General features: G+C 69.7%; 21 protein-coding genes. 13 read left to right on the top strand and 8 right to left on the bottom strand.

Annotated elements, in window-relative coordinates; translation table 11 throughout:
• Window positions 1-71: 71 nt before the first annotated feature.
• The 3 genes from ACLIME_RS13865 (at window position 72) to ACLIME_RS13855 (ending at window position 2,707) form a co-directional block, all read left to right on the top strand.
• Window positions 72-1,016, top strand: a complete 945-nt coding sequence (locus ACLIME_RS13865; protein WP_079704305.1) for a J domain-containing protein — start codon at window positions 72-74, stop codon at window positions 1,014-1,016.
• Between the two features lie 88 nt (window positions 1,017-1,104).
• Window positions 1,105-2,046, top strand: coding sequence for a G5 domain-containing protein (locus ACLIME_RS13860; protein ID WP_411557277.1), 942 nt, complete (start codon window positions 1,105-1,107; stop codon window positions 2,044-2,046).
• A 109-nt stretch (window positions 2,047-2,155) separates the two neighbouring features.
• Complete coding sequence (locus ACLIME_RS13855) at window positions 2,156-2,707, top strand: type 1 glutamine amidotransferase domain-containing protein (protein ID WP_079704303.1); 552 nt, start codon at window positions 2,156-2,158, stop codon at window positions 2,705-2,707.
• 297 nt (window positions 2,708-3,004) lie between these two features.
• On the opposite strand, the gene ACLIME_RS13850 is transcribed toward ACLIME_RS13855, so the two are convergent.
• Together ACLIME_RS13850 and ACLIME_RS13845 are read right to left on the bottom strand one after the other, a co-directional pair.
• Window positions 3,005-3,268, bottom strand: a complete 264-nt coding sequence (locus ACLIME_RS13850; RefSeq protein WP_064294061.1) for a GlsB/YeaQ/YmgE family stress response membrane protein — start codon at window positions 3,266-3,268, stop codon at window positions 3,005-3,007.
• 96 nt (window positions 3,269-3,364) lie between these two features.
• Entirely contained in the window at window positions 3,365-3,538 is a 174-nt protein-coding gene (locus tag ACLIME_RS13845) for a CsbD family protein (RefSeq protein WP_064294062.1), read from the bottom strand.
• A gap of 194 nt (window positions 3,539-3,732) precedes the next feature.
• Here ACLIME_RS13845 and ACLIME_RS13840 point away from each other — a divergent pair, with 194 nt between their 5' ends.
• Window positions 3,733-4,815, top strand: a complete 1,083-nt coding sequence (locus ACLIME_RS13840) for an alpha/beta hydrolase (RefSeq protein ID WP_161578587.1) — start codon at window positions 3,733-3,735, stop codon at window positions 4,813-4,815.
• Between the two features lie 10 nt (window positions 4,816-4,825).
• On the opposite strand, the gene ACLIME_RS13835 is transcribed toward ACLIME_RS13840, so the two are convergent.
• Window positions 4,826-5,746, bottom strand: a complete 921-nt coding sequence (locus ACLIME_RS13835) for a hypothetical protein (RefSeq protein WP_411557276.1) — start codon at window positions 5,744-5,746, stop codon at window positions 4,826-4,828.
• Between the two features lie 111 nt (window positions 5,747-5,857).
• Complete coding sequence (locus tag ACLIME_RS13830; RefSeq protein ID WP_079704300.1) at window positions 5,858-6,631, bottom strand: lysophospholipid acyltransferase family protein; 774 nt, start codon at window positions 6,629-6,631, stop codon at window positions 5,858-5,860.
• A gap of 119 nt (window positions 6,632-6,750) precedes the next feature.
• Between ACLIME_RS13830 and ACLIME_RS13825 the strand changes: the two genes are divergently transcribed.
• From ACLIME_RS13825 to ACLIME_RS13815, 3 genes are all read left to right on the top strand, one after another.
• Complete coding sequence (locus tag ACLIME_RS13825) at window positions 6,751-7,362, top strand: TetR/AcrR family transcriptional regulator (protein WP_064294065.1); 612 nt, start codon at window positions 6,751-6,753, stop codon at window positions 7,360-7,362.
• A 157-nt stretch (window positions 7,363-7,519) separates the two neighbouring features.
• Window positions 7,520-7,966 carry a Fur family transcriptional regulator gene (locus tag ACLIME_RS13820; RefSeq protein ID WP_411557275.1) on the top strand — a complete coding sequence of 149 codons (447 nt, stop codon included), beginning with the start codon at window positions 7,520-7,522 and terminating at the stop codon, window positions 7,964-7,966.
• A 115-nt stretch (window positions 7,967-8,081) separates the two neighbouring features.
• Window positions 8,082-9,539 carry a catalase gene (locus ACLIME_RS13815; RefSeq protein ID WP_079704299.1) on the top strand — a complete coding sequence of 486 codons (1,458 nt, stop codon included), beginning with the start codon at window positions 8,082-8,084 and terminating at the stop codon, window positions 9,537-9,539.
• A gap of 72 nt (window positions 9,540-9,611) precedes the next feature.
• Here the strand turns inward: ACLIME_RS13815 and ACLIME_RS13810 are convergent, their stop codons facing one another.
• On the bottom strand, window positions 9,612-9,824 hold the full coding sequence (locus ACLIME_RS13810) for a hypothetical protein (protein ID WP_086472454.1): 213 nt from the start codon (window positions 9,822-9,824) through the stop codon (window positions 9,612-9,614).
• A 99-nt stretch (window positions 9,825-9,923) separates the two neighbouring features.
• Window positions 9,924-10,559 (bottom strand): uracil-DNA glycosylase, encoded by a 636-nt coding sequence (locus tag ACLIME_RS13805; protein WP_411557274.1) that lies wholly within the window; start codon window positions 10,557-10,559, stop codon window positions 9,924-9,926.
• Window positions 10,560-10,695: 136 nt separating this feature from the next.
• Here ACLIME_RS13805 and ACLIME_RS13800 point away from each other — a divergent pair, with 136 nt between their 5' ends.
• The 3 genes from ACLIME_RS13800 to ACLIME_RS13790 all read left to right on the top strand — a co-directional run bounded on the left by ACLIME_RS13800 (window position 10,696) and on the right by ACLIME_RS13790 (window position 14,056).
• A complete protein-coding gene (locus ACLIME_RS13800; protein WP_411557273.1) occupies window positions 10,696-12,174 on the top strand; it encodes an MFS transporter in 1,479 nt (492 codons plus the stop codon).
• 63 nt (window positions 12,175-12,237) lie between these two features.
• Window positions 12,238-13,071, top strand: coding sequence for a siderophore-interacting protein (locus ACLIME_RS13795; protein ID WP_411557272.1), 834 nt, complete (start codon window positions 12,238-12,240; stop codon window positions 13,069-13,071).
• Window positions 13,072-13,180: 109 nt separating this feature from the next.
• Window positions 13,181-14,056 (top strand): hypothetical protein, encoded by an 876-nt coding sequence (locus tag ACLIME_RS13790; RefSeq protein ID WP_411557271.1) that lies wholly within the window; start codon window positions 13,181-13,183, stop codon window positions 14,054-14,056.
• Window positions 14,057-14,074: 18 nt separating this feature from the next.
• On the opposite strand, the gene ACLIME_RS13785 is transcribed toward ACLIME_RS13790, so the two are convergent.
• Window positions 14,075-14,467, bottom strand: a complete 393-nt coding sequence (locus ACLIME_RS13785; protein WP_192003979.1) for a (deoxy)nucleoside triphosphate pyrophosphohydrolase — start codon at window positions 14,465-14,467, stop codon at window positions 14,075-14,077.
• A gap of 214 nt (window positions 14,468-14,681) precedes the next feature.
• Here ACLIME_RS13785 and ACLIME_RS13780 point away from each other — a divergent pair, with 214 nt between their 5' ends.
• On the top strand, window positions 14,682-18,215 hold the full coding sequence (locus tag ACLIME_RS13780; RefSeq protein ID WP_411557270.1) for a TM0106 family RecB-like putative nuclease: 3,534 nt from the start codon (window positions 14,682-14,684) through the stop codon (window positions 18,213-18,215).
• Here the strand turns inward: ACLIME_RS13780 and ACLIME_RS13775 are convergent.
• Window positions 18,190-18,813: an NAD(P)H-dependent oxidoreductase gene (locus ACLIME_RS13775; protein WP_411557269.1), complete on the bottom strand. Its 624-nt coding sequence runs from the start codon at window positions 18,811-18,813 to the stop codon at window positions 18,190-18,192. The genes ACLIME_RS13780 and ACLIME_RS13775 overlap by 26 nt on opposite strands.
• Window positions 18,814-18,906: 93 nt before the next feature.
• Here ACLIME_RS13775 and ACLIME_RS13770 point away from each other — a divergent pair, with 93 nt between their 5' ends.
• Both ACLIME_RS13770 and ACLIME_RS13765 read left to right on the top strand, forming a co-directional pair.
• The gene (locus ACLIME_RS13770) at window positions 18,907-19,488 is read left to right on the top strand and encodes a TetR/AcrR family transcriptional regulator (protein WP_342450778.1); all 582 of its coding nucleotides are present in this window, start codon (window positions 18,907-18,909) and stop codon (window positions 19,486-19,488) included.
• 143 nt (window positions 19,489-19,631) lie between these two features.
• Window positions 19,632-21,164 (top strand): trypsin-like peptidase domain-containing protein, encoded by a 1,533-nt coding sequence (locus tag ACLIME_RS13765; RefSeq protein ID WP_411557268.1) that lies wholly within the window; start codon window positions 19,632-19,634, stop codon window positions 21,162-21,164.
• Window positions 21,165-21,274: the final 110 nt, after the last annotated feature.

Here is a 21,274-nt window from a genome sequence, read left to right as displayed (position 1 = left end):
GTCTTCCAGGTGATGGCGATAGTCTGCCGTGTCGGACCGACCGACGCCGCCGACGAAAGCGACCACCCTCCATGCCGGAGAGCCCACTCTCAGCCAGCCCGTACGAGGTGCTCGGCGTGAGCACGACGGCGACGCAGGACGAGCTCCGGAGGGCCTACCGACGGCTCATGCGCGAGACCCACCCCGACCTCGGCGGAAGCGCGCGGCAGTTCAACGCCGTCCAGCTCGCCTGGGAGCGCGTCGGAACCGAGCAGGACCGGGCCGCCTACGACCGCGGGCGCAACGTTCCGTCCTCCGACGCGGGCGACGACGACGCTCCGACCTGGTCGGCGTCGACCACTGGTCGGTCGGGTACGCAGCGCGCCGACTCACGCCCTCGCGCTCGTGCCTACGGACACCCCGGCGGAGACTCGCGGGAGGCCTACCTCGGGCTCATCCGGGAGTGGGTCGGCCGTGGTGTCCCACTCGACGACCCCTACGACCCGAAGCTCGTCCGCTCGGCTCCGCGCGAGATCCGGCACCAGTTGGCCAACGCGCTCGCCGAGGAGCAGACGGCGCGCACCGTGGCGACGCTCGGCATCGGATACACGGTCTGGCACGACGTCCTGGCGCCGGGCGAGGCGAAGCTCGACCACGTCGTCCTCGGCCCGACCGGCCTCTTCGCGGTCAAGTCGGAGGACTGGGGTGGGCCGGTCCGGGTGCACCGTGGAGAGGTCGTCGGGGAGACGCTCGATCCTCGCGAGGAGCCCGTCCGGTCGATCGTGCGCTCGGCTCGGACCGTCGCGAAGGCGGCGCGGGTGAAGTTCACGGCTTCCGTCATCGTCGTGCCGGACGGCGCCACCCCGGAGTCGGTGGAGTTCATCGGTCGCAAGCATCCGGTGACGGTCCTCGTCGAGCGCTCCCGCCTGGCCGACCTCCTCCGCACCGGTCTCCCGGGCGTCGACCGCATGGGCGGCAACCAGCTGTTCGACATCCGCACGCGTCTGCAGCAGACCATCCGCTTCGTCGGCCTCTGACACGCGCCGTGACACGGCACGGGAGGAATCCCCTCCCGCCCCACTCGGGGACCTTGTGCCGTCGTGCTCCGGGCCCCAGCATCAGGGCATGACTTCTCCCGCAGGCTGGTATCCCGATCCCGAGCAGCCCGGCCGGCAACGATGGTGGACCGGAGTCGGCTGGGGTGGGCAACGCATGCCGGCGGCCGTGCCCGCTCCCCCGGTCGCCGTCCCTGCTGCTGCTGCCGGGGCCACGCGAACGCGCCGCCTCGAACCACTCCACATCGTCCTGCTCAGCCTGGTCGGAGCACTGTTGCTCGTCAGCGCCGTCGGTGGCGCGTTCTGGGCGATGCTCGCACTCGTCGCCATCGTTGCCGTGGTCATCGGCGTGGTCGCGCTCGTCCGTGGTCGCGTCTCCTCCCTCGGGATCCGCAACCGCGGGATCGCGGCCGCCGTGATCGGTGCCGCCCTGTGCCTGGTCGTCGTGGGCGGAAGCGCCAACGCGGCCATCCACCCGGTCGGGCCCCGTCCGGCGGCGCTGTTGTCGGCTCCGGAGGGGACGTCCGTCGCCAAGCCGAGTGCCACGCCGACCCCCACCCCGACCGAGGTCGTCACCGAGGTGACCGAGGTGGTGGAGATCCCGTTCGCGGTGACCGAGGTGCAGGACCCGGACATCGACGTCGGTCAGGTCGTCGTGACGACGACGGGCGTCCCCGGGCAGCAGACGAACACCTACCGCGTCACCACGCGAGCCGGGGTCGAGATCGCTCGAGAGCTCGTCGCACAGCTCGTGTCGGTCCAACCGGTCGCGCAGGTGACGTCCGTCGGGACGCGGCAACCCGCTCCGCCGCCTCCCGCTCCCGTCGCCGATCCGGCCGGTGGAGGGTGTGACCCGAACTACGAGGGGCAGTGCGTTCCGATCGCCAGCGACGTCGACTGCGCCGGGGGAAGCGGCAACGGACCGGCGTACACGCCCGGCCCGGTGTACGTCGTCGGGAGCGACGTCTACGACCTCGATCGGGATGGTGACGGTATCGCCTGCGACGCCTGAGCAACCCCGTTCGCGTTCGGCGGAAGTCCGGGTCCGAGATGTGGAGCCGAGCGTATCGTCGCTGGCGAGGCGCTGGACGGTGTCTCGACGCTGACGGATTGGAGCGACGATGAGCGCAGCACTCAACGGCAAGCAGGTGGCCTTCCTGCTCACGGACGGCTACGAGGACAGTGAACTGACGAGCCCCTGGGAGGCGGTCACCGGAGCCGGAGCGACCGCCCGACTGGTGTCTCCCGCCACCCAGGACGTGACCGGCAAGAACGGACACGTCCAGCCCGTCGACGTCGCGGTCGCCGAGGCCTCCTCCGACGATTACCACGCACTCGTGCTGCCCGGAGGCGTCGTCAACGCGGACGACCTCCGCGTAGACGAGACCTCGATCGCCTTCGCGAAGGCGTTCTTCGAGCAGGGCAAGCCGGTCGGGGTCATCTGCCATGGCGCATGGATCCTCATCGAGGCGGACGTCGTCCGCGGTCGTGAGCTCACGAGCTACCCGAGCCTCAAGACGGATCTGCGGAACGCGGGCGCGTCCTGGGTGGACGAGGAGGTCGTCGTCGACCAGGGCCTCGTGTCGAGCCGGACGCCCGACGACCTCCCGGCCTTCAACGCGAAGCTCGTCGAGGAGATCGGTGAGGGCGAGCACGAGGGCCAGCACGCCTGACTCGGGTCGCAGCGCGACGCACGAACGCCCGGTCCTGGTGGACCGGGCGTTCGTCCGTGCGGGTCAGGCCCAGCCGCAGATCGCGCGGAGCAGCTCGAGCAACTTTCGATAGAAGTCCATGAGACCACCTCCTCTCATATCAGCTTCTGACGTCAAACATCAGACATCCTGACAGGGCGCAGAAGGTCGCACAGTCCCCTCAATGGCGGACACCCCGCGGTCGCCGGCCTTCCTCCGACACGCACGAACGCCCGGCCCCTTGGAGGGGCCGGGCGTCCGAGTGCTGTGTGGAGGCGCTTACGCCTTCTTGTTGCGGGTCAGTGCGCCGTAGATGAGGAGCACGACGATGGATCCGCCGATGGCGAGGAGCCAGGTCTGCAGCGAGAAGAACTCCTGCAGGTTCGCGCCGAAGAGGATGCCGCCGAGCCAGCCGCCGAGCAGTGCACCGACGACGCCGAGCAGCAGCGTGATCAACCAGCCGCCGCCCTGACGGCCCGGAAGGATCGCCTTGGCGAGGGCACCGGCGATGAGGCCGAGCAGCAGGAAGCCGAGAAAACTCATGATGTCTCCAAATGTGATTGCTGGATCGAACGGGGTGCCGGTCGACCGTGTTACCGCCCCCGCCGGTGGGCGGGGGCAGCCACTGTATCGCGAGGACTAGTGCTTGAACGCGTCCTTGACATTCTCGCCGGCCTTCTTGGCGTCGGCCTTCGTCTGGTCGGCCTTACCCTCTGCGACCTTGCTGTCGTCGCCGGTGACCTTGCCCAGGGCTTCCTTCGCCTTGCCCGCGAGGTCCTCAGCGGCGTTCTGGATCTTGTCCGATGCACTCATGGCGTTCTCCTTCGTCTGCGTTGGAAACCGGTGATGATGTCCGGTCATCGGGTAAGACGCAGCTCGGCGGGCATTCGTCACGAAATCCGTCGAAAAACTTCCGGGACGCCGCCGGTGTCCGATCGAATGCGAGACTGGAGGTTCGTGTTCCGCCAGGCAGCGCCGCCGTCCAGACCCGCCGGGAGGTGAATCGCTTGAGGACAGCACCCCCTCGCTCGGGTTTCGCGCGCTTCCTGCGTGTCGTCCGCAACACGATGTTCTGGATCATCGGCGTGATCCTCGCCATCGCGTTGGTGATCTTCGTCTGGTTGCAGCTGACCCCGTGGCCGGGCTCGATGGTCATCCGCATGGCGTTCGACGAGCGGGCGAAGGTCGTGCAATCCGACCTCGTGAAGTACGTCCCCGACGGGGTCGACGTCCGACAGGACATCCCGTACCGCTCCGGCGACGCGGACGCGCTGCTCGACGTCTACACGCCCGACGGGGTGCGCGGCAGTGGTGCCGCCCTCCCGACGATCGTGTGGGTGCACGGTGGAGCGTGGATCTCCGGCAGCAAGGAACTCATCTCCAACTACATGCGCGTGCTGGCCGGCGAGGGGTACACGGCGATCGCGGTCGAGTACACGATCGCGCCCGAGGGTCAGTACCCGTTGCCCATCGAGCAGGTCGCCGACTCGCTCGGCTACCTCGACGCCAACGCTCGCGCGCTCAACGTGGACTCGTCCAAGCTCATCCTCGCCGGCGATTCCGCCGGTGCCCAGATCGCCGCCCAGGTCGCGAACGTGGTCACGAGCTCGGAGTACGCCAGCTCCATCAAGGTCGAATCGCCGATCGAACCGGAGCAACTCGCCGGGGTGGTCCTCGCCTGCGGGGCCTACGACCTCAGCCTGGTCAACGCCGAGGGCAGCTTCGGGTGGTTCCTCGACACGGTGCTGTGGTCGTACTTCGGAGCGCGCGACTACAAGACCCGGCCGGAGGTGGCGTCCGCGTCCGTCGTCGACTATCTGACGGCGAAGTATCCACCGACGTACATCACGGTCGGCAACTGGGATCCGCTCTACCCGCAGTCGGTCGAGTTCAAGGCGAAGCTCCAGGGCCTCGGTGTGGACGTGCAATCGATGATCTTCAACCCGGACTTCCGGCCAGGGCTCGAGCACGAGTACCAGTTCCTGCTCAACGACCAGGGCCGGTTCAACCTCCAGCGCATGGACGCCTTCATCGACGGTGTCACCGACACGAGCCTGCCGTTCGGGCAGCAGGGTCCGCCCGTCCGCTGAACGACCCGCGTCAGGGGAGGCGGATGCGGTCGCCGTCCTCGACGAGACGACCGTGGAGCACCGCCTGGGCGAGCGTCAGGTCGAGCCAACGTCGAGCGGTCTCACCGAGGCGACCGTAGCCGAGCACCGATGCCGCCTGCATCGGCAGCTGCTCGCGGTCGACCTCGTGCTCGGGGCTCGCGGTGATCACGAGCTCCATGGCGTTGCAGATCTCCGCGGGACTGATGTCCGTGACCGCGCGGTGGTCGCGATGCACGACCCGGCGGACGCCTCGCCACGTGACGACGTCGAGTCCGGTGGGCCAGGCGAAGCCGTTCTGGACGACGAACGCCTCCGTCACCAGCGCTGACAGCTCGGTGCGCGACTCCTCGGACGGCCGGTCGACGCCGAAGCGCCGGGCCACGATGGTCACGAGGCGAGGGACGGCGATCGGGCCCTCGGTCGTGAGGATCGCCGACGCGACGCGGGTCACGGCTGCCTTCGTCAGCTCGAGGTTGTCGAGGACGGACGCCGGGCCGATGACGGAGTCGTCGGCGAGCTCGAAATCGGTGATGGCGACGCTCATTGGGACGACCGGAGCCGACGCGGTGACGGGGAGGGCGACCGGGTCCACCAAGCGGGTCGCGGAGTGCTCGTCGGCCGGCGCCTCCCCGTGGACGTCCGGGCCGGCGACGGGTGTCCGGGGTGCGTTCGCCTCGCGGTCGTCCAGTGGCTCCGAGCCGGTGGATTGCGGCGCAGGGGGCGTCGGCGTCGTCCGCGGCGCGGGATCCGGCGTGCGCCGCGGCGGGTGGTCCGCTGAGGACTCGGCGTCGTCCGTGTCCGGTGCGGCCGGCGTCGAGGGGTCCTCCGCGAGCGCACGTTCAGCGCGTTCGCGCCACGCCTTCGGAAGCCATGTCGACTTCGCGACGAAGCCGTTCCACCCGCGACTCACGGTGCCACGCTCCGCTCGGGACGCGGGCTGGCAGAGCGACGATGCCCTGCTGGGTGGGTCGTCGAGGTCAGAGGTGGCACCTCCACAGGATAGACCGCGGCGGACGTGCGCTCAGCTCGCCGTCTGTCGACGCGCCTCGCGTCGGCGCTCGCGTTCGAGGTCGGCGGCTGCAGCCTCGGCGGGCGTCGGCGCCGTTCCGCCCAGGGCGCGAGGTTGCCACCACGCCCCGGTCCCGTCGACGGGATAGTCGCGTTGCAGTTCGTCGACCATGCCCTGCAGGCGGTCGCGGAGCTGCTCGGTACTCGTACCGACGTCGTCGCCGGGCGCGACGACGATCGGCTCGCCGAACGAGAAGTGCACGGGGACCCCGAACCGCTCGCGGAAGCCGACCCGGTGGTTCTTCGTCAGGAGGCGATGACCGCCCCAGACCGCGACGGGGATGATCGGCACGCCGGCCTCCTGCGCGAGGCGGACTGCGCCCGACTTGAGGTCGCGGACGGTGAACGAGGCGCTGACGCCGGCCTCGGGGAAGACCCCGACGAGCTCGCCGCTGCGGAGCGCTGCGACGGCGTCGGCGTAGGCGGCCGCGCCGGCGCGCATGTCGACCGCGATGTGCCGCATGCTCCGCAGGAGGCGGCCCACGACGGGCTGGTCGAAGGCGCCCTGCTTGGCCATGAAGCGGATACGGCGGCGGTTGTGGAGCACGGTCGCCCACTCGACGAGTGCGAACTCGAGGTACCCGAAGTGGGTCATCGCGATCACCGCGCCACCCTCGTCGGGCAGGTGTTCGATGCCGGTGGTGTGACGGCGCAGGCGCCAGAAGCCGAAGAGGGAGCGACCGACACCGACAGCGGCGTCGTACACGGGCTCGATGCGGCGTCTCATGGCGACACCGTACGACAGCGACCTGGGGAAGTGCCGGGGTGGACACCTGGGGAAGGAGCGGGCTAGGGGCGCCTCGGGAACCCTTCTCCGGCGGTCCTCACGCCCGATACGATCGCAGGATGACGGTGACGCAGACGGGCCGCTCCCGCGGCAGCTACGCCAAGACGGCGGCAAGACGTCGGGAGATCCTCGAGGCGGGGATGGACGTCTTCGCCGAGCAGGGGTTCCGCAGTGGATCGCTCCGTGAGGTCGCGGAGCGCGTGGGCATGAGCCAGGCAGGCCTCCTCCACCACTTCTCGACCAAGAACGACCTGCTCGCCGCGATCCTCGACTTCCGGGACGACCGGGATCGCGAGGAGTCCGGCATCGAGATCGGGAGCGGCATCGAAGGCATCCGCGGGCTCCTCCGCCTCGTCGAGCACAACATGCGCGTCCCCGGTCTCGTCGAGCTCCACTGCGTGCTGTCCGCCGAGGCGACCTCACCGGACCACCCGGCGCACGAGCACTTCGTCCGGCGGTACAGCTGGTTGATCGACGGGATGACCGTCTCCTTCGAGGTGATGGCGCGCGAGGGCCAGCTGGTGGCCGGCGTCGAGCCTGCGAGCGCGGCACGCATGCTCATCGCGATGATGGACGGTCTCCAGCTGCAGTGGCTGCTCGACCGTGATTCGGTGGACATGGCCGAGGAGACGCGACGTTCGCTTCGGCCTCTGCTGACGGTCGAACTGTAGCCCGGTGCTCCCCCGCCGTGACCGGGACTTCTCCACATCCGGCGTCACCCACCGTTCCACCACTCATATCTGATATTAGAGTTGGGGTGGCTGCGGGACAATGCGGAGGGGAAGTCCTTATTTTGACTAATTCAAAACAACTCGGTACGGTGGCTGCATGAACGGATCGGAGGTCGAGTCGGCGACGTTCGACTTCAACACGAAGATCCGGGCAGCCGGGCTGCGGGTGACCACGGGACGCCTCGCCGTCCTCGAGATCCTCGCCCGGACACCGCACGCCGACGTGGAGCAGGTGGTCGCGTCCTTGAAGCCGCGAGCCCCGCAAACCTCCCCACAGGCCGTGTACAGCGTGCTCAACGCCTTCGTCGCAGCGGGTCTCGTGCGCAGGATCGAACCGGACGGCCATCCCGGCCGGTACGAGCTGCGCGTCGACGACAACCACCATCACCTGGTGTGCAGCTCGTGCGGCGCCGTGGTCGACGTCGACTGCACGCAGGGTGCGGCGCCATGCATGCACCCCGACGACACGGCGGGGTACGTCATCGACACGGCCGAGATCACGTTCTGGGGCGTATGCCCCGCGTGCCAGGCGGATGCTGCCTGACACCGTTCCACAGACCACTCGACGGCACCTCCATGCCGATCGTCAGCTGACACCGCCAAGGTGGCAGTGCTGAATCCATCCGACCGTCCGACCAGCCCCACCCTCGAGGAGAGACATGTCCGAGACCAGCTACACCACCACCAACAGCGGAGCACCCGTCGCGAGCGACGAGCATTCGCAGAGCGTCGGCGCAGACGGAGCGATCGCGCTCCACGACCACTACCTGGTCGAGAAGCTCGCGCAGTTCAACCGCGAACGGGTGCCGGAGCGCGTCGTCCACGCCAAGGGCGGCGGTGCGTTCGGACGGTTCGTCACGACCGGCGATGTCTCCCAGTTCACGCGCGCCGCGCTGTTCCAGCCGGGCGTCGAGACCGAGATGCTCGCACGCTTCTCCACCGTCGCCGGTGAGCAGGGCAGCCCCGACACCTGGCGCGACCCCCGTGGCTTCGCGCTGAAGTTCTACACGAGCGAGGGCAACTACGACCTCGTCGGCAACAACACGCCGGTGTTCTTCATCCGCGACGGCATCAAGTTCCCCGACTTCATCCGCTCGCAGAAGCGTCTCCCGGGCTCGCACCTGCGCGACCACGACATGCAGTGGGACTTCTGGACGCTCTCCCCCGAGAGCGCGCACCAGGTCACCTGGCTCATGGGCGACCGCGGTCTGCCGGGCTCCTGGCGCCACATGGACGGCTTCGGGTCGCACACCTACCAGTGGGTCAACGCCGCAGGCGAGCGGTTCTGGGTGAAGTACCACTTCAAGACCGACCAGGGCATCGAGATCCTCACGCAGGACCAGGCCGACCAGATCGCCGGCGAGGACGCCGACTTCCACATCCGCGACCTCTCCGAGGCCATCACGCGAGGGGAGCACCCGAGCTGGACGCTCTCCGTGCAGGTCATGCCCTACGCCGACGCCGCGGGCTACCGCTTCAACCCGTTCGACCTCACCAAGGTCTGGCCGCACAGCGACTACCCGCTCATCGAGGTCGGCAAGATGACCCTCGACCGCAACCCGGAGAACTACTTCGCGCAGATCGAGCAGGCGACCTTCGCGCCGTCGAACTTCGTCCCCGGAATCGCTGCGAGCCCCGACAAGATGCTCCTGGCCCGCATCTTCAGCTACGCGGACGCACACCGCTACCGCGTGGGCACCAACCACGCACAGCTGCCGGTCAACGCGCCGCACGCGCCGGTGCACACGTACTCGAAGGAAGGCGCCATGCGCTACACCTTCAACGACGCGGACGCGCCGGTCTACGCACCCAACTCGGTCGGTGGCGCCCACGCCGACCCTGCGCGTGCCGCTGAGTCCAACGGCTGGCAGTCCGACGGCGAGCTCGTGCGGGCAGCCGCGACGCTGCACGCCGAGGACGACGACTTCGGCCAGGCCGGGACCCTCGTGCGCGAGGTGCTCGACGACGCCGCCCGCGACCGTCTCGTCGGCAATATCATCGGCCACGTCTCGAAGGTGACGCGCCCCGAGCTCCGTGCGCGGGTCATCGCCTACTGGACCGCCGTCGACGGCACGCTGGGCGCGCGCGTCGCAGCCGGCCTCCCGCCGCTCGTCTAGAGCTCACCGCCGAACACGCGGAAACGGTCGCCATCCTTCGCGGATGGCGACCGTTTCTGCGATCTCGTGGGCTCAGACGCCCATCGGGCCGCCACCACGGCGCGGAACGCCGCCGGTGCCTTCGGCCAGGCCTCTCGCGCGTTCGCGCTCGACCTCCGCGTCGTTGTCGTGCGAATGGTGTTCGTCGGCCGAGCGTGCGGCGCGGTCTCGCCGTGACACGTACCAGACGGCCGCGATCGCCAGGAGGACGAGCGCGGCGAGGATGATGATGGTGCCGATGTCCATGTGATGCTCCTCTCCTCGTCCATCGACCCTAACGAGGCCTCGGATGCACGCAACCCCCTCGTCCGACGGGCGAGGGGGTTGCGGAACAGGGGTATGTGATCAGCCGGCGACCTGTTTGGCGCGGGCGAAGACCTTCTCGATCTCCTCGCGACGACCCGGCTGCTTCAGCGACAACGGCGAGGGGTGCGGAGCGTTGAAGGCGCTGTAGGTGTTGCCGAGCAGGGGCTCGACGTGCTTCCACCAACCGTCCTGGGCGTGGGGTCCGCAGAGGACGACGACGCGCAGGTTCCTGAGGAGGGGCAGGAGGGCGCGCAGTTCCATCGCTCCCTGAGCGACCTCGGGCGCGTTCGGCTTCTTCCGCCCGGCGCTCAGGTACCACGGGACGATGTTCCAGACCATGACGTCGTCGAAGCCGATGTCGTTCCGCAGATTCCAGAGGCTCTCGGCGATCGGGTCGTCGTTGTCGACCGAGGCGAAGCCGGATCCCGGGGCGTCGAGGCTGTCGGGGGCCAGGGTCCCCGGGGCGTCGAGGAGGATCAGTGTCTTCGCGTTGACGGCCGCATCGGCCGGGTCGACGAGCGGGAGGACGAGGTCCGCCTGCCGCCGTCCTCGGCGGGTCATCATCGCGTCCGACCAGTCGCGCAGCGGCGCGAGTGCCGGCGACTCGGCCAGCATGCGGTGTCGTTCGGCCAGTTCGTCGGGGTCTTGCAGCCCGCGAGGGGCATCCATATGCATCTTCCGAGCGTAGCCCGTGACGGCTGCCCCGTCATCGTCTGAGCCGGTTCTGAGGGTGAAGATGCTGCACAGGACGGCGGATCCGCGCCCGTCAAGCCGGGGTGGACCGGGTTGACGCGGGCCTAGGCTGGCCAGGATGACTGACGAGCGAACCGCCCCCGACGACCGGACGAAGTGGCGCGCGTTCGCCATCTGCGTGTCGGTCGCCGCCCTCACGATCCTCGACCTCTCGAAGGTCAACGTCGGACTGCCGTCGATCGAGGAGGCGCTCGACGCCGGCCCGACCGCCCTGCAGCTGATCGTCGCCGGGTATGCCCTGGCCTTCGGTCTGATCCTCGTGCCCGCCGGGCGCTACGGCGACCTGCACTCGCGGCGTCGCATGTTCATGATCGGCCTGAGCGTGTTCGGGGCGGCCAGTCTCGCCTGCGCCGTCGCACCGAGCGTCGGCATCCTCATCGGCGGGCGGATCCTCCAGGGCATCGCCGCGGGTCTGCTGATGCCGCAGGTCATCGGGCTCATCCAGCAGTTGTTCGTGGGGAAGGAGCGCGGCCGCGCCTTCGGTCTCTTCGGAGCCATCATCGGCCTCTCGACGGCGTTCGGACCGACGCTCGGCGGTCTGCTCATCGCCATCGGCGGCCCGGAGGACGGCTGGCGCCTGCTCTTCTGGATGAACGTCCCGCTCGCGATCATCCTGTTGCCGATCGCCGCCCGACTGCTGCCCAAGCAGCAGCCGCACGAGGCGGGTGCCGGATCGCTCGACCCGGTGGGCATCGTGTTCCTCGGTCTCGCCGTGCTGTCGCTCATGCTGCCGTTCGTCCTGACGACCGGTTCTCCGGGCGACGACCCGGCGCGCTGGTGGTTGCTGGTCGCGTTCGCCGTCTTCGCCGGCCTCTTCGCCTGGTGGGAGGGTCGCTATCAACGCGCCGGGAAGACACCCGTCGTCGACTTCTCCCTGTTCAAGCTCGGCAGCTACCGCAATGGCGTCCTGATCTCCACGACGTACTTCGCGGCGATGCCGGCCACCTTCCTCACGCTCACGCTGTTCGTGCAGCAGGGGCTCGGGCTCGAGCCGGTCTTCGCGGGCATGATCACGATCCCGTTCGCCCTCGCCTCGGCCGTCAGCTCGTGGTTGAGCGGTCGGGTCGTCGACCGACTCGGACGTCCCCTGGTCGTCGGTGGGCTCGTGCTGGTCGTGGTGGGGTTCAGTCTCAACTCGCTCCTCGCCTTCATCACACCCCCGGAGATCACGCCGTACGCGATGGGTGCCGCGATGCTGCTCGCTGGCATCGGCGGCGGCGCGGTCATCTCTCCGAACCAGACGCTGATGCTCGCGGACATCCCCGTGGCCTCCGGTGGTGTCGCCGGATCGATCGGTCAACTCGGCCAGCGCATCGGCACCGCGGTCGGACTCGCCGCCGCGACGGCCACCTTCTACGCGACCGTGTATTCGGAGAACGGCGGCGATGCGTCGGGCGCCTCGCTCGACGTCTATCACGACGCGTACCGCAACAGCACCCTCGTCACGATCGGCTTCGTGGTCGTGGCGCTCGTCTTCGCGCTGCTCGACACCCGTTCGCGGAAGGTCGCCGCCGACACACCCGGATCCTCCAAGTAAGGGTGACCTGAGTTAGGGTAGCCTCAGTCGCGGCCGTCGGAGCCGCCGGAGGAAGGGGCTCGAGTGGCTCGCACGAATGCCGAGACGGCGCGCATCAAACCCGAGGCGGCGACACTCCTCACGCTGCGGGTCGTCCGCCGCTCGCGTATCTCAGCGAACATCGCCAGGGTCACCCTCGGTGGCGGTGACATCGCCGACTTCACGTTCCTCGGTTACGACCAGTGGTTCCGGTTCTTCATCCCGGTCTCCGAGGGCGGGCTCGAGCGGCTGCCGACCAAGCTCGACATGCTGGCCTACGCCAAGTACCTCGCGATCTCCAAGTCGGTGCGCCCGGTGCTCCGGAACTACACGGTGCGGGATTTCCGGCGCGACGGCCCCGACGGGCCGGAGCTGGACATCGACTTCGTCATCCACGGGTCGGCCGCCGAGGGGACTGCGGGGCCCGCGGCGAGCTGGGCACAGTCATGCGAGGCGGGCGATGCCGTGGCGCTGCTGGACGAGGGGCGCATGTTCAACCTCCCGGCGGACCTCGACCGGGTGCTGCTGGTCGCGGACGAGACCGGACTCCCCGCCGTCGCAGGCATCCTGACCTCGCTTCCGGCGTCGACCGTCGGGACGGCGATCGTCGAGATCCCGTCCGCGGCCGACGCGCAGGACGTGCGTGTCCCGGACGGGCTCGAGCTGCGATGGGTGGTCCGAGAGGATCCGCACGACGTCCCTGGACGAGCGGCGCTGGCCGCCGCGACGGCCCTCGGCGTGCCGTCCGCCCCGTGCTACGGGTGGGTCGTCGGAGAGCAGTCCCTGGCCGCGAACGTGCGTCGGCTCTGGGTGCGTGGTGGCATGCCGAAGGACCGTGTCATGTTCTGCGGCTACTGGAAGGCCGGCAAGGCGCACTGATCGGCCGCCGGTGTCGGCGTTCGCGTCGACCGTGCGGTGAATTGGGTCGATCGCCCGAATTCGGGGTGTCCCCGACGCGCTGGGCTGACGGCTCCACTAACCTCACGACATGCCCTCTCCCGCCGGTGCGTCCGGAAACACGATCGGTGCGCTGCCGACCGGTGTCGCGACGGGTCTGGTCCGGACGGTGACCGGCGGATCCGCCGACCGGGCGTTCGATGCCGATGTCCCCGAAACGGCCACGAGCGCTGCGGACACGTCCTCGCACTCGCACGACGCCCTCCGCAGCTGGGACGTCGTCCGCTCCACCTTCCGACCAGGTGAGGCCCTGACCTTCGACGAGCGCTACCGGTACGCCCAGCTCCCCCTGATCGACGCCGACCACCCGCTCGCGCTCCACGCAAGCCCTGACGGCGTCTACCGTGGCGGGCGGTACGCCGAGGCGCGCCTGGCGGTCGTCGTCCCCGTCCCGATCGAACGACTGTTCGTCGATCCGATCTTCCTGAGCTACGAGGCCGATCTCGCCTCGGCACCCTTCGCCCCCAAACTCGCCCGAGGCATCGAGCTCCGACGCGCCCACCGCTTGCACGCGACGCTCTCGTCCATCGACGCGGACTCCGGGTTCCTCGACGGGCTGCGGACGAGCGTCGGCGCGTTCACGCCCTTCCGGGTCAGGCTGGCGGGCCCCGTCATCGGTGGCTTCAACCGCGGACGCTGTTACCTCCCCGCCGTCGCGGACGCCTTCGCCCCCATCCAGCGGGCCGTCGGCGGGCGTCCAGCACCGCTCGTCGGGGTGGGCCTGCACCACTTCCGCGATGAGCTCGACGCTGCCGAGACCGCGGCGCTCGCCGCATTCCTCGAGCGTTGGCGCGACGTGACCCTGTTCGAGTGGACGGTCACCGAGCTGGCGATCACCTCGACCAACGACGATCTCGTGCTGAGCGGACGCACGCTCGCGCGCATTCCGCTCCACGCGGCCGACTGACACGCCGCGTCTCCGGGGTCAACTCGCGGTGAGTCTCCTGACCATCGGGAGGTCGGGGGTCGCCCAGTCGAGTTCGCCGAGCTGCTCGCGCGTGACCCAGCGCAGTTCGTCGTGATCGGTGCTGTGGGTCGGGGGCGCACCGCGGAAGACGACCTCGTAGCAGGCGAGGTCGATGACGAGCTCGCCCACGGCGACCGTGGAGCGGTCCAGCAGTGCGCCCACAGCGACGTCGGCGTGGAGCTCCTCGAGCAGCTCGCGAGCCAGCGCGTCCTGCGGCTGCTCATCGGCCTCGACCTTGCCGCCGGGGAACTCCCACAGTCCTCCGGACGCCCGCCCGGGTGCCCGCCGACATGCGAGCACGGTGTCGTCCTGTGAGGCGACACCCGCGACGACCTGGATCGTGGTGGTCATCATGCGCTCCCGTCCCGTGGCGTCGTGGTCGCTGTCCAGGCTAGGGGACGCGGGATCGAGGACGCCCGACGCCGCTCCACAGAGAGCTCCCCCTCGGCTGACGACAGCCTGCGTCCCGCGGCGGTGCTGTGGTCGGTGGTGCGTGCCAGACTGACAGCGATCGGAGGCGGACCAGCCCCCGCAGCAGTCGTCTCGAAAGGCACCCACCGCACCGATGTTCCTCCTCGACGGTTCCGCCATCACGAGCGCCAGCGACCTCTCCAACGCCTCCTACTGCGAGTTCGCCTTCCTGCGCACGGTCGACGCGAAGCTCGGTCGGATCGAACCGATCGTCGAGCCCGAGGACGAGATGCTCATGCGGACCTCCAAGCTCGGCGACCAGCACGAGCTGCGCGTCCTCGAGTCCTACCGCGCCGAGTTCGGTACCGGCGTCGTCGAGCTCGACCGCCCCGACGTCCGAGACGCGGTGGCGCTCGCCGCAGCCGTCCAGTCGACGATCACAGCGTTCCGCGACGGAGCCCCGGTCGTCTTCCAGGCCGCGTTCTTCGACGGATCGTTCATCGGCTTCGCCGACTTCATCGTGCGCCGGCCCGACGGCCGGTATCGCGTGCAGGACACCAAACTCGCGCGCTCACCGAAGGTGACCGCCCTCCTCCAGCTCGCCGCCTACGTGGAGCAGCTGGAGACGGCCGGGATCCCGGTCGACGACGACGTCGACCTCATTCTGGGAGACGGCACCGTCAGCACCCACGCGGTGGCCGACATCCTGCCGGTGTACCGTCGCCGTCGTGCGCGCCTGCTGCGGATCGTCGCCGAACGGCTCGAGGCCGACGGGCCGGTGGCCTGGGGCGACCAGCGCTACAGCGTCTGCGGACGATGCGCGTGGTGCGACGCCGAGATCACGGCCTCACGCGACGTCCTGCTGGTGGCCGGCCTCCGGTTGACGCAGCGCGACCGCCTGCTGGCGGCCGGCATCGCCACGATCGACGATCTGGCGTCGCTCACGCTCACCGGATCGACCGAACGACCGGGGCAGCACGGGCCGTCGGGTGGCGCCGGCGGGACGGTCGACGGCATCGCCGAGAGCACGCTCGCCGCGCTGCGAGAGCAGGCGCACCTGCAGCTCGAGCCGTCACTTGCCGCCGGCGTGCCGGCGTTCCGCGTGCACGACGCCACGGCGCTCGGACTCCTGCCGCAACCCGATCCGGGCGACGTCTTCTTCGACTTCGAGGGCGACCCGCTGTACACCGAGGGCGAGCCGGGCGACGCCCGCCGGGGTGACCGCACGAGGTGGGGCATCGACTACCTGTTCGGTCTCGTCGACACCGACGGCCGGTTCCGATCCTGGTGGGCGCACGACTTCCATGAGGAGCGCACGGCCCTGATCGACTTCCTCGCCTACCTCACCGCCCGTCGTGCCGAGTTCCCGAGCATGCACGTGTACCACTACGCCGCGTACGAGCGGACGCACCTGCTCTCGCTGGCCGCTCGGCACGGCGTCGGGGAGGACACGATCGACGACCTCCTCCGCGAGGCCGTGCTCTTCGATCTCTACCCCTTCGTCAGGAAGACGGTGCGCGTCGGCTCTCGGTCGTACTCGATCAAGAAGCTCGAGCCGCTCTACATGGGCGAGGACCACCGCGACAGCGACGTCACCGACGCCGCTGCATCCATCACCGCCTACGCGGAGGCGCGCGAGCTGAGTCGGAGCGAGGACCCGGAGCTCGTCGCCGAAGGCGAACGGAAGCTCGCGGAGATCGCCGAGTACAACGCGTACGACTGCGAGTCGACCCGTCGACTGCGGAACTGGTTGCTCGACCTCGGTGCGGAACGGGGCGTGCTGCCGGGCACCTTCGTCACCGACGCACCCGAGCCCCTCGTGGACGAACCGACGCCGCTCCACGACGCGCTGACGGCGCTGGCCGGAGACCCCCTCGACCCGGAACGCACCGCCGACGCCACCGCGTATGCGCTCGCGGCCGCCGCCATCGACTACCACCGGCGCGAGCACAAGTCGTTCTGGCAGGAGCACTTCTCCCGACTCATCGCCGCGCGCGACGAATGGGAGGACACCCGGAACGTCTTCACCGTCACCTCGGGAGTGGTCGAGCGCGACTGGTTCCGCGAGGGGCGGCAGCGCAGCGACCGCCGTCACGTCCGACTCCGCGGCCGATGGGCTCCCGGCAGCAGTGTGAAGGTCGGCGCCGACCCGTTCGCGGTCTACGACCACCCGGGACCGTACACGCTCCCCCGCGCCGAGCCCGGCTCGCGACCGGCGGGGCAGATCACGGTCCTCGAGGTCGACGACGACTCCCTGCTCATCCAGGAGACGCTCAAAACGGATCGTGAGCCCTACACGGAGCTGCCGGTCGCGCTCACGCCGTCTCCTCCCCCGCGACCCGGAACACAGGTCGACGCGATCGCCGAGTGGGGGCAAGCGGTCCTCGACGCCGCTCCGGAGTGGCCGGACGACGGCGTCGTCGACATCCTGCGGCGACGGCCGCCCCGCACGAGCTCGGGTGAGCCGCTCCCCCACCGTGGAGACGGGCGGACGATCGAAGACGTGACCGCCGCGTTGCTCGACCTCGACGACTCGGCGCTCGCCGTCCAGGGGCCGCCCGGAACCGGCAAGACCTACGTCGCCTCGCACGTCATCACGGCCCTCGTGCAGCAGCACGGCTGGCGGATCGGGGTCGTGGCGCAGTCGCACGACGTCGTCGAGAACCTCCTCGAGCGTGTGGTCAAGGCGGGGCTCTCTCCCGCGCTCGTGGCGAAGACCCTGCGATCCGGTGCCGACCCGGATGCGGAGCGCGGCTACACGGTCCTTCCGGCCAATGGTCATGGCGCGTTCATGGCCGAGCAGGCCGGCGGCTTCGTCATCGGCGGGACGGCCTGGGACTTCAGCAACCCCAACCGGTTCGACCGGAGGTCGCTCGACCTGCTCGTCGTCGACGAAGCCGGCCAGTTCTCGCTCGCGTACACGATCGCGGCGAGCGTCGCCGCGCGGAACCTCCTGCTCCTGGGCGACCCGCAGCAGCTGCCGCAGGTGAGCCAGGGGACGCATCCCGAACCGATCGACACCTCGGCCCTCGGATTCGTGGCCGACGGTCGCGACGTCCTCCCTCCGGAACTCGGCTACTTCCTCCACGAGACCTGGCGGATGGACGCCGCGGTCACCGAGCCGGTCTCGCGCTTGTCGTACGGTGGCGAGCTGCGCTCAGCAGCGGCCACGACGAAGCGGCGTCTGGAGGGTCGTGCGCCGGGACTGCACGTCGTCCCTGTCCACCACGTCGGAAATGCGACGAGTTCGCAGGAGGAGGCCGACCGCGTCGCCGAACTCGTCCGGTCGAGCATCGGGCTCCGCTGGACCGATCCGGATGCCGGCCGCATCGACGACCCGGTGAGCGAGGCCGACATCATCGTCGTCTGTCCCTACAACGCCCACGTCGCAGTCGTCCGTGCGACGCTCGACGCGGCCGGGTTCGACGCGGTGCGCGTCGGGACCGTCGACAAGTTCCAGGGTCAGGAGGCCGTCATCGCGATCGTGTCGCTGGCCGCGTCCTCCCCCGCCGACGTCCCGCGGGGCATGTCGTTCCTGTTGATGAAGAACCGACTGAACGTCGGGATCTCCCGCGCCCAGTGGGCGGCGTACCTCGTGCACTCCCCCGCGCTCACCGAGTACCTGCCGGTCACGCCGGAGGGTGTCGCCGAGCTCAGCGCCTTCATCCGATTGGTCGACGGCCACTGACCAGCTCCGCCGGGGCTGTGGAGGGGCGAGGATTCCGTCGCGCTGCGTCCGTGCGACCGTTCTGCGCCGCCTTCGCGAGCCACCGCTGACGCTGCTCCACGGTCGAATCCTTCACTCGACCGAACCGGTTCACGGCGACGGGCTTGATCCCGCAGAACCGGAGGGTGGTGGTACGGAGTTGCTTCACCGTCGTGTCGCCGACGAGCGGCAGGTACCACGAGGGCGAGTCCGACGTGACGATCACCCGACCGGTACGGCCCGCCAGCAGCCCCTCAGGGAGGCCGTTCGACTTCATCCGGTAGGCGCGACGGGGCAGCAGTAGGCGATCGAAGAAGCCCTTGAGCAGCGCGGGCACCGACCCCCACCAGACCGGAGCCACGATCACGATGTGGTCCGCGGCGAGGATCTGCTCCCACGCCCGTTCGAGGTCGGGCTCCAGGTCTTGACGGCGGGTGTAACCGAGGCGGAGGTTCGGGTCGAACGCGAGGTCGCGGACGGCGAGGACGGTCGCGTCGCCGTGCGCTTTCGCGTAGCTCGTGGCGAGGGCGGCGCAGAGGGACCCGGCGTTCGGGTGTCCGTCGATGACGAGGGCGGGCATGAGTTCTCCAACAGTTGTAGGTCTGGACAGTGCCAAGAATCTGGACAGTGTCCACTTTCGGCCGGAACCGACTCTACGGGTACGATGTTGCTTGTGTCAAGATCGACGACGGCGTACCACCACGGCAACCTCGGGCCGGCGCTCGAGGACGCTGCGCTCGAACTCATGCGCACGCAGGGCCATGCCACGCTGAGCCTGCGAGAGGTCGCACGTCGTGCCGGGGTCAGTCACAACGCGCCCTACCACCACTTCGGCGACCGGACCGCTCTCCTGAAACGGTTGAGCGAACGCGGCATGGCCGAGCTCCTGGACGCCATGCGCGAGGAGCGGCAGGCGACGGCAGGTCGAGACCCACAGGAGGCGGCCGTCCGGATCGGTTCGACGTATGTGCACTACGCGGCGCAGCATCCGGAGCGGTTCCGCCTGATCTACGACCCCGAAGTCTGTGTCCCCGGTTCGCCCAGCGAGGCGATGGCGCCACTCATCGGTGGCGTCGAAGCGCTGCTCGCCGAGACGACGGCGTCGCTGGCGCCCGGCGCCGAGCCGCAGGTCATCGCCGCTCTGACCACGGCGGTCTGGGCCGCGGTCCATGGGCTCGCGGAACTCGTCGTCGCCGGACACATCTCCGAGGCGGCGGCCCGACCCGCCCTGGAGGCGTTGCTCACGCGACCCTGAGGTGGCGTCCCGCATGGAGCGTTTGCACGATCATCATCCGGGAAACGGTCGGGAAGCTCAGAGGCCGTTCATGGTCGAACCAGACGATTCACTCGGATTGCGGGAGTCAGATGATCTCAGCACCCCCGCCGAGAGGAATCCCCGTGAACACCACCCCAGAACCAGAACGCCCTGAGTCGCGACCAGCGGACGGCACGCAAGCGCAGCAGCCGTCGCCCGCACCCGACCCGTACCAGCCGCCCACCGGCTCGTATCAGCCCCAGCCCGGGGTGGACGTCACTCCCCCGGCCGGCTACCCCGGCAACACGACCGGCGGCGGTCCACGACGCGAGCCCACGACGCCGTTCGGTTACGCCACGGCTCCCCACGCGACGAGCGGTCACGTGTGGCCCGGTCATCACCAGGACCCGCAGGGTCAGTACGGACCGTACGCCGCCGGCCAGGGCCAGTACGCGCCCTCCGGCACCTGGCAGCCCCAACCGTACGGACAGCAGACGATCCCCCAGCCGCCGTCGACCACGGCAAAGAAGCAGCCCATCGGCTGGATCATCGCCGCCGCGACGGCCGCCACGGTGGTGTCCCTCGTGACCGGTGGCCTCGGCCTCGCCTCGCTGGCGGCCGGAGCGTTCCAGAGCGTCGCCGCCTCCACACAGGTGACGGAGACGGTGCCAGACGAGGGCGGTCAGAGCTTCCGCGCTCCCGGTGGCCAGCCTGGCCCGCAGCAGGCGACGCCGGATGCCGCGACGGCGAACACCCGGAGTGCCACCGCCGCGGAGTCCGTGGGTGTCGTCGACATCGACACCGAGCTGGCCTACCAGGGGGCCGCCGCCGCGGGAACCGGGATGATCCTCACCGCGGACGGCCAGATCCTGACCAACAACCACGTCGTCGCGGGAGCGACGAGCATCGTCGTCACCGTCGTGGCGACCGGAGAGAAGTACGACGCACGCGTCGTCGGGACGGACGCCACGAACGACGTCGCGCTCCTGCAGCTCGACGGCGCCTCGGGACTGGACACTGTGGCCATCGACGACGACGGCGGCGCAGCCGTCGGTGACGCCGTCACCGGGGTCGGGAACGCCGGGGGCACGGGTGGGACACCCAGCGCGGCGGACGGGTCCGTCACCGCCCTCGACCAGGACATCACGGTCCAGGATGAGACGACCGGGGCCGGCAAGCAGCTGACCGGACTGATCCAGACGGACGCGGACATCCAGTCGGGCGACTCCGGCGGGCCGCTCTACGACTCGGAAGGCGAGGTCGTCGGCGTCGACACCGCTGCCTCGTCCGGTGGGACCGACATCGACGGATTCGCCATCCCGATCGACGACGCGTTGTCCATCGTCGACCAGATCCGCACCGGCGTCGAGACCGACACCGTCACGATCGGCTACCCGGCCTTCATCGGGATCGGTCTGGCCGCGTCCGGCGCAGCCCAGACCGTGCCGGGGGCTGTGGTCGGTTCGGTGATCGAGAACACGCCGGCGGCGTCGATCGGCCTCGCAGCCGGCGACGTCATCACGGGCATCAACGGTGCCGCCATCGACTCCGCGGAGACCCTGACGGCGACCATGGCCACGCTCGAGCCCGGCCAGACGGTCTCCGTCACCTGGACCACGGCGAGTGGGACCTCGCAGACCGCTGACGTGACCCTGATCGAGGGCCCGGTCGGCTGATCGCGCGCTCGGGACGCTCGACGACTCCTCACCTCCGGCCCGCGGCCGGACCCGAGGAGTCGTCGACGTCTGGCCAGTAGGCTCGGGAGGCGGTGCCTCGCCGCGACCAC

It is taken from the genome of Plantibacter sp. MPB07 (assembly GCF_046619465.1).
GTDB classification, from domain to species: Bacteria; Actinomycetota; Actinomycetes; order Actinomycetales; family Microbacteriaceae; genus Plantibacter; species Plantibacter auratus.
Note: the sequence above shows the minus strand (reverse complement) of the source record. Positions and strands in the feature narration are given on the sequence as shown.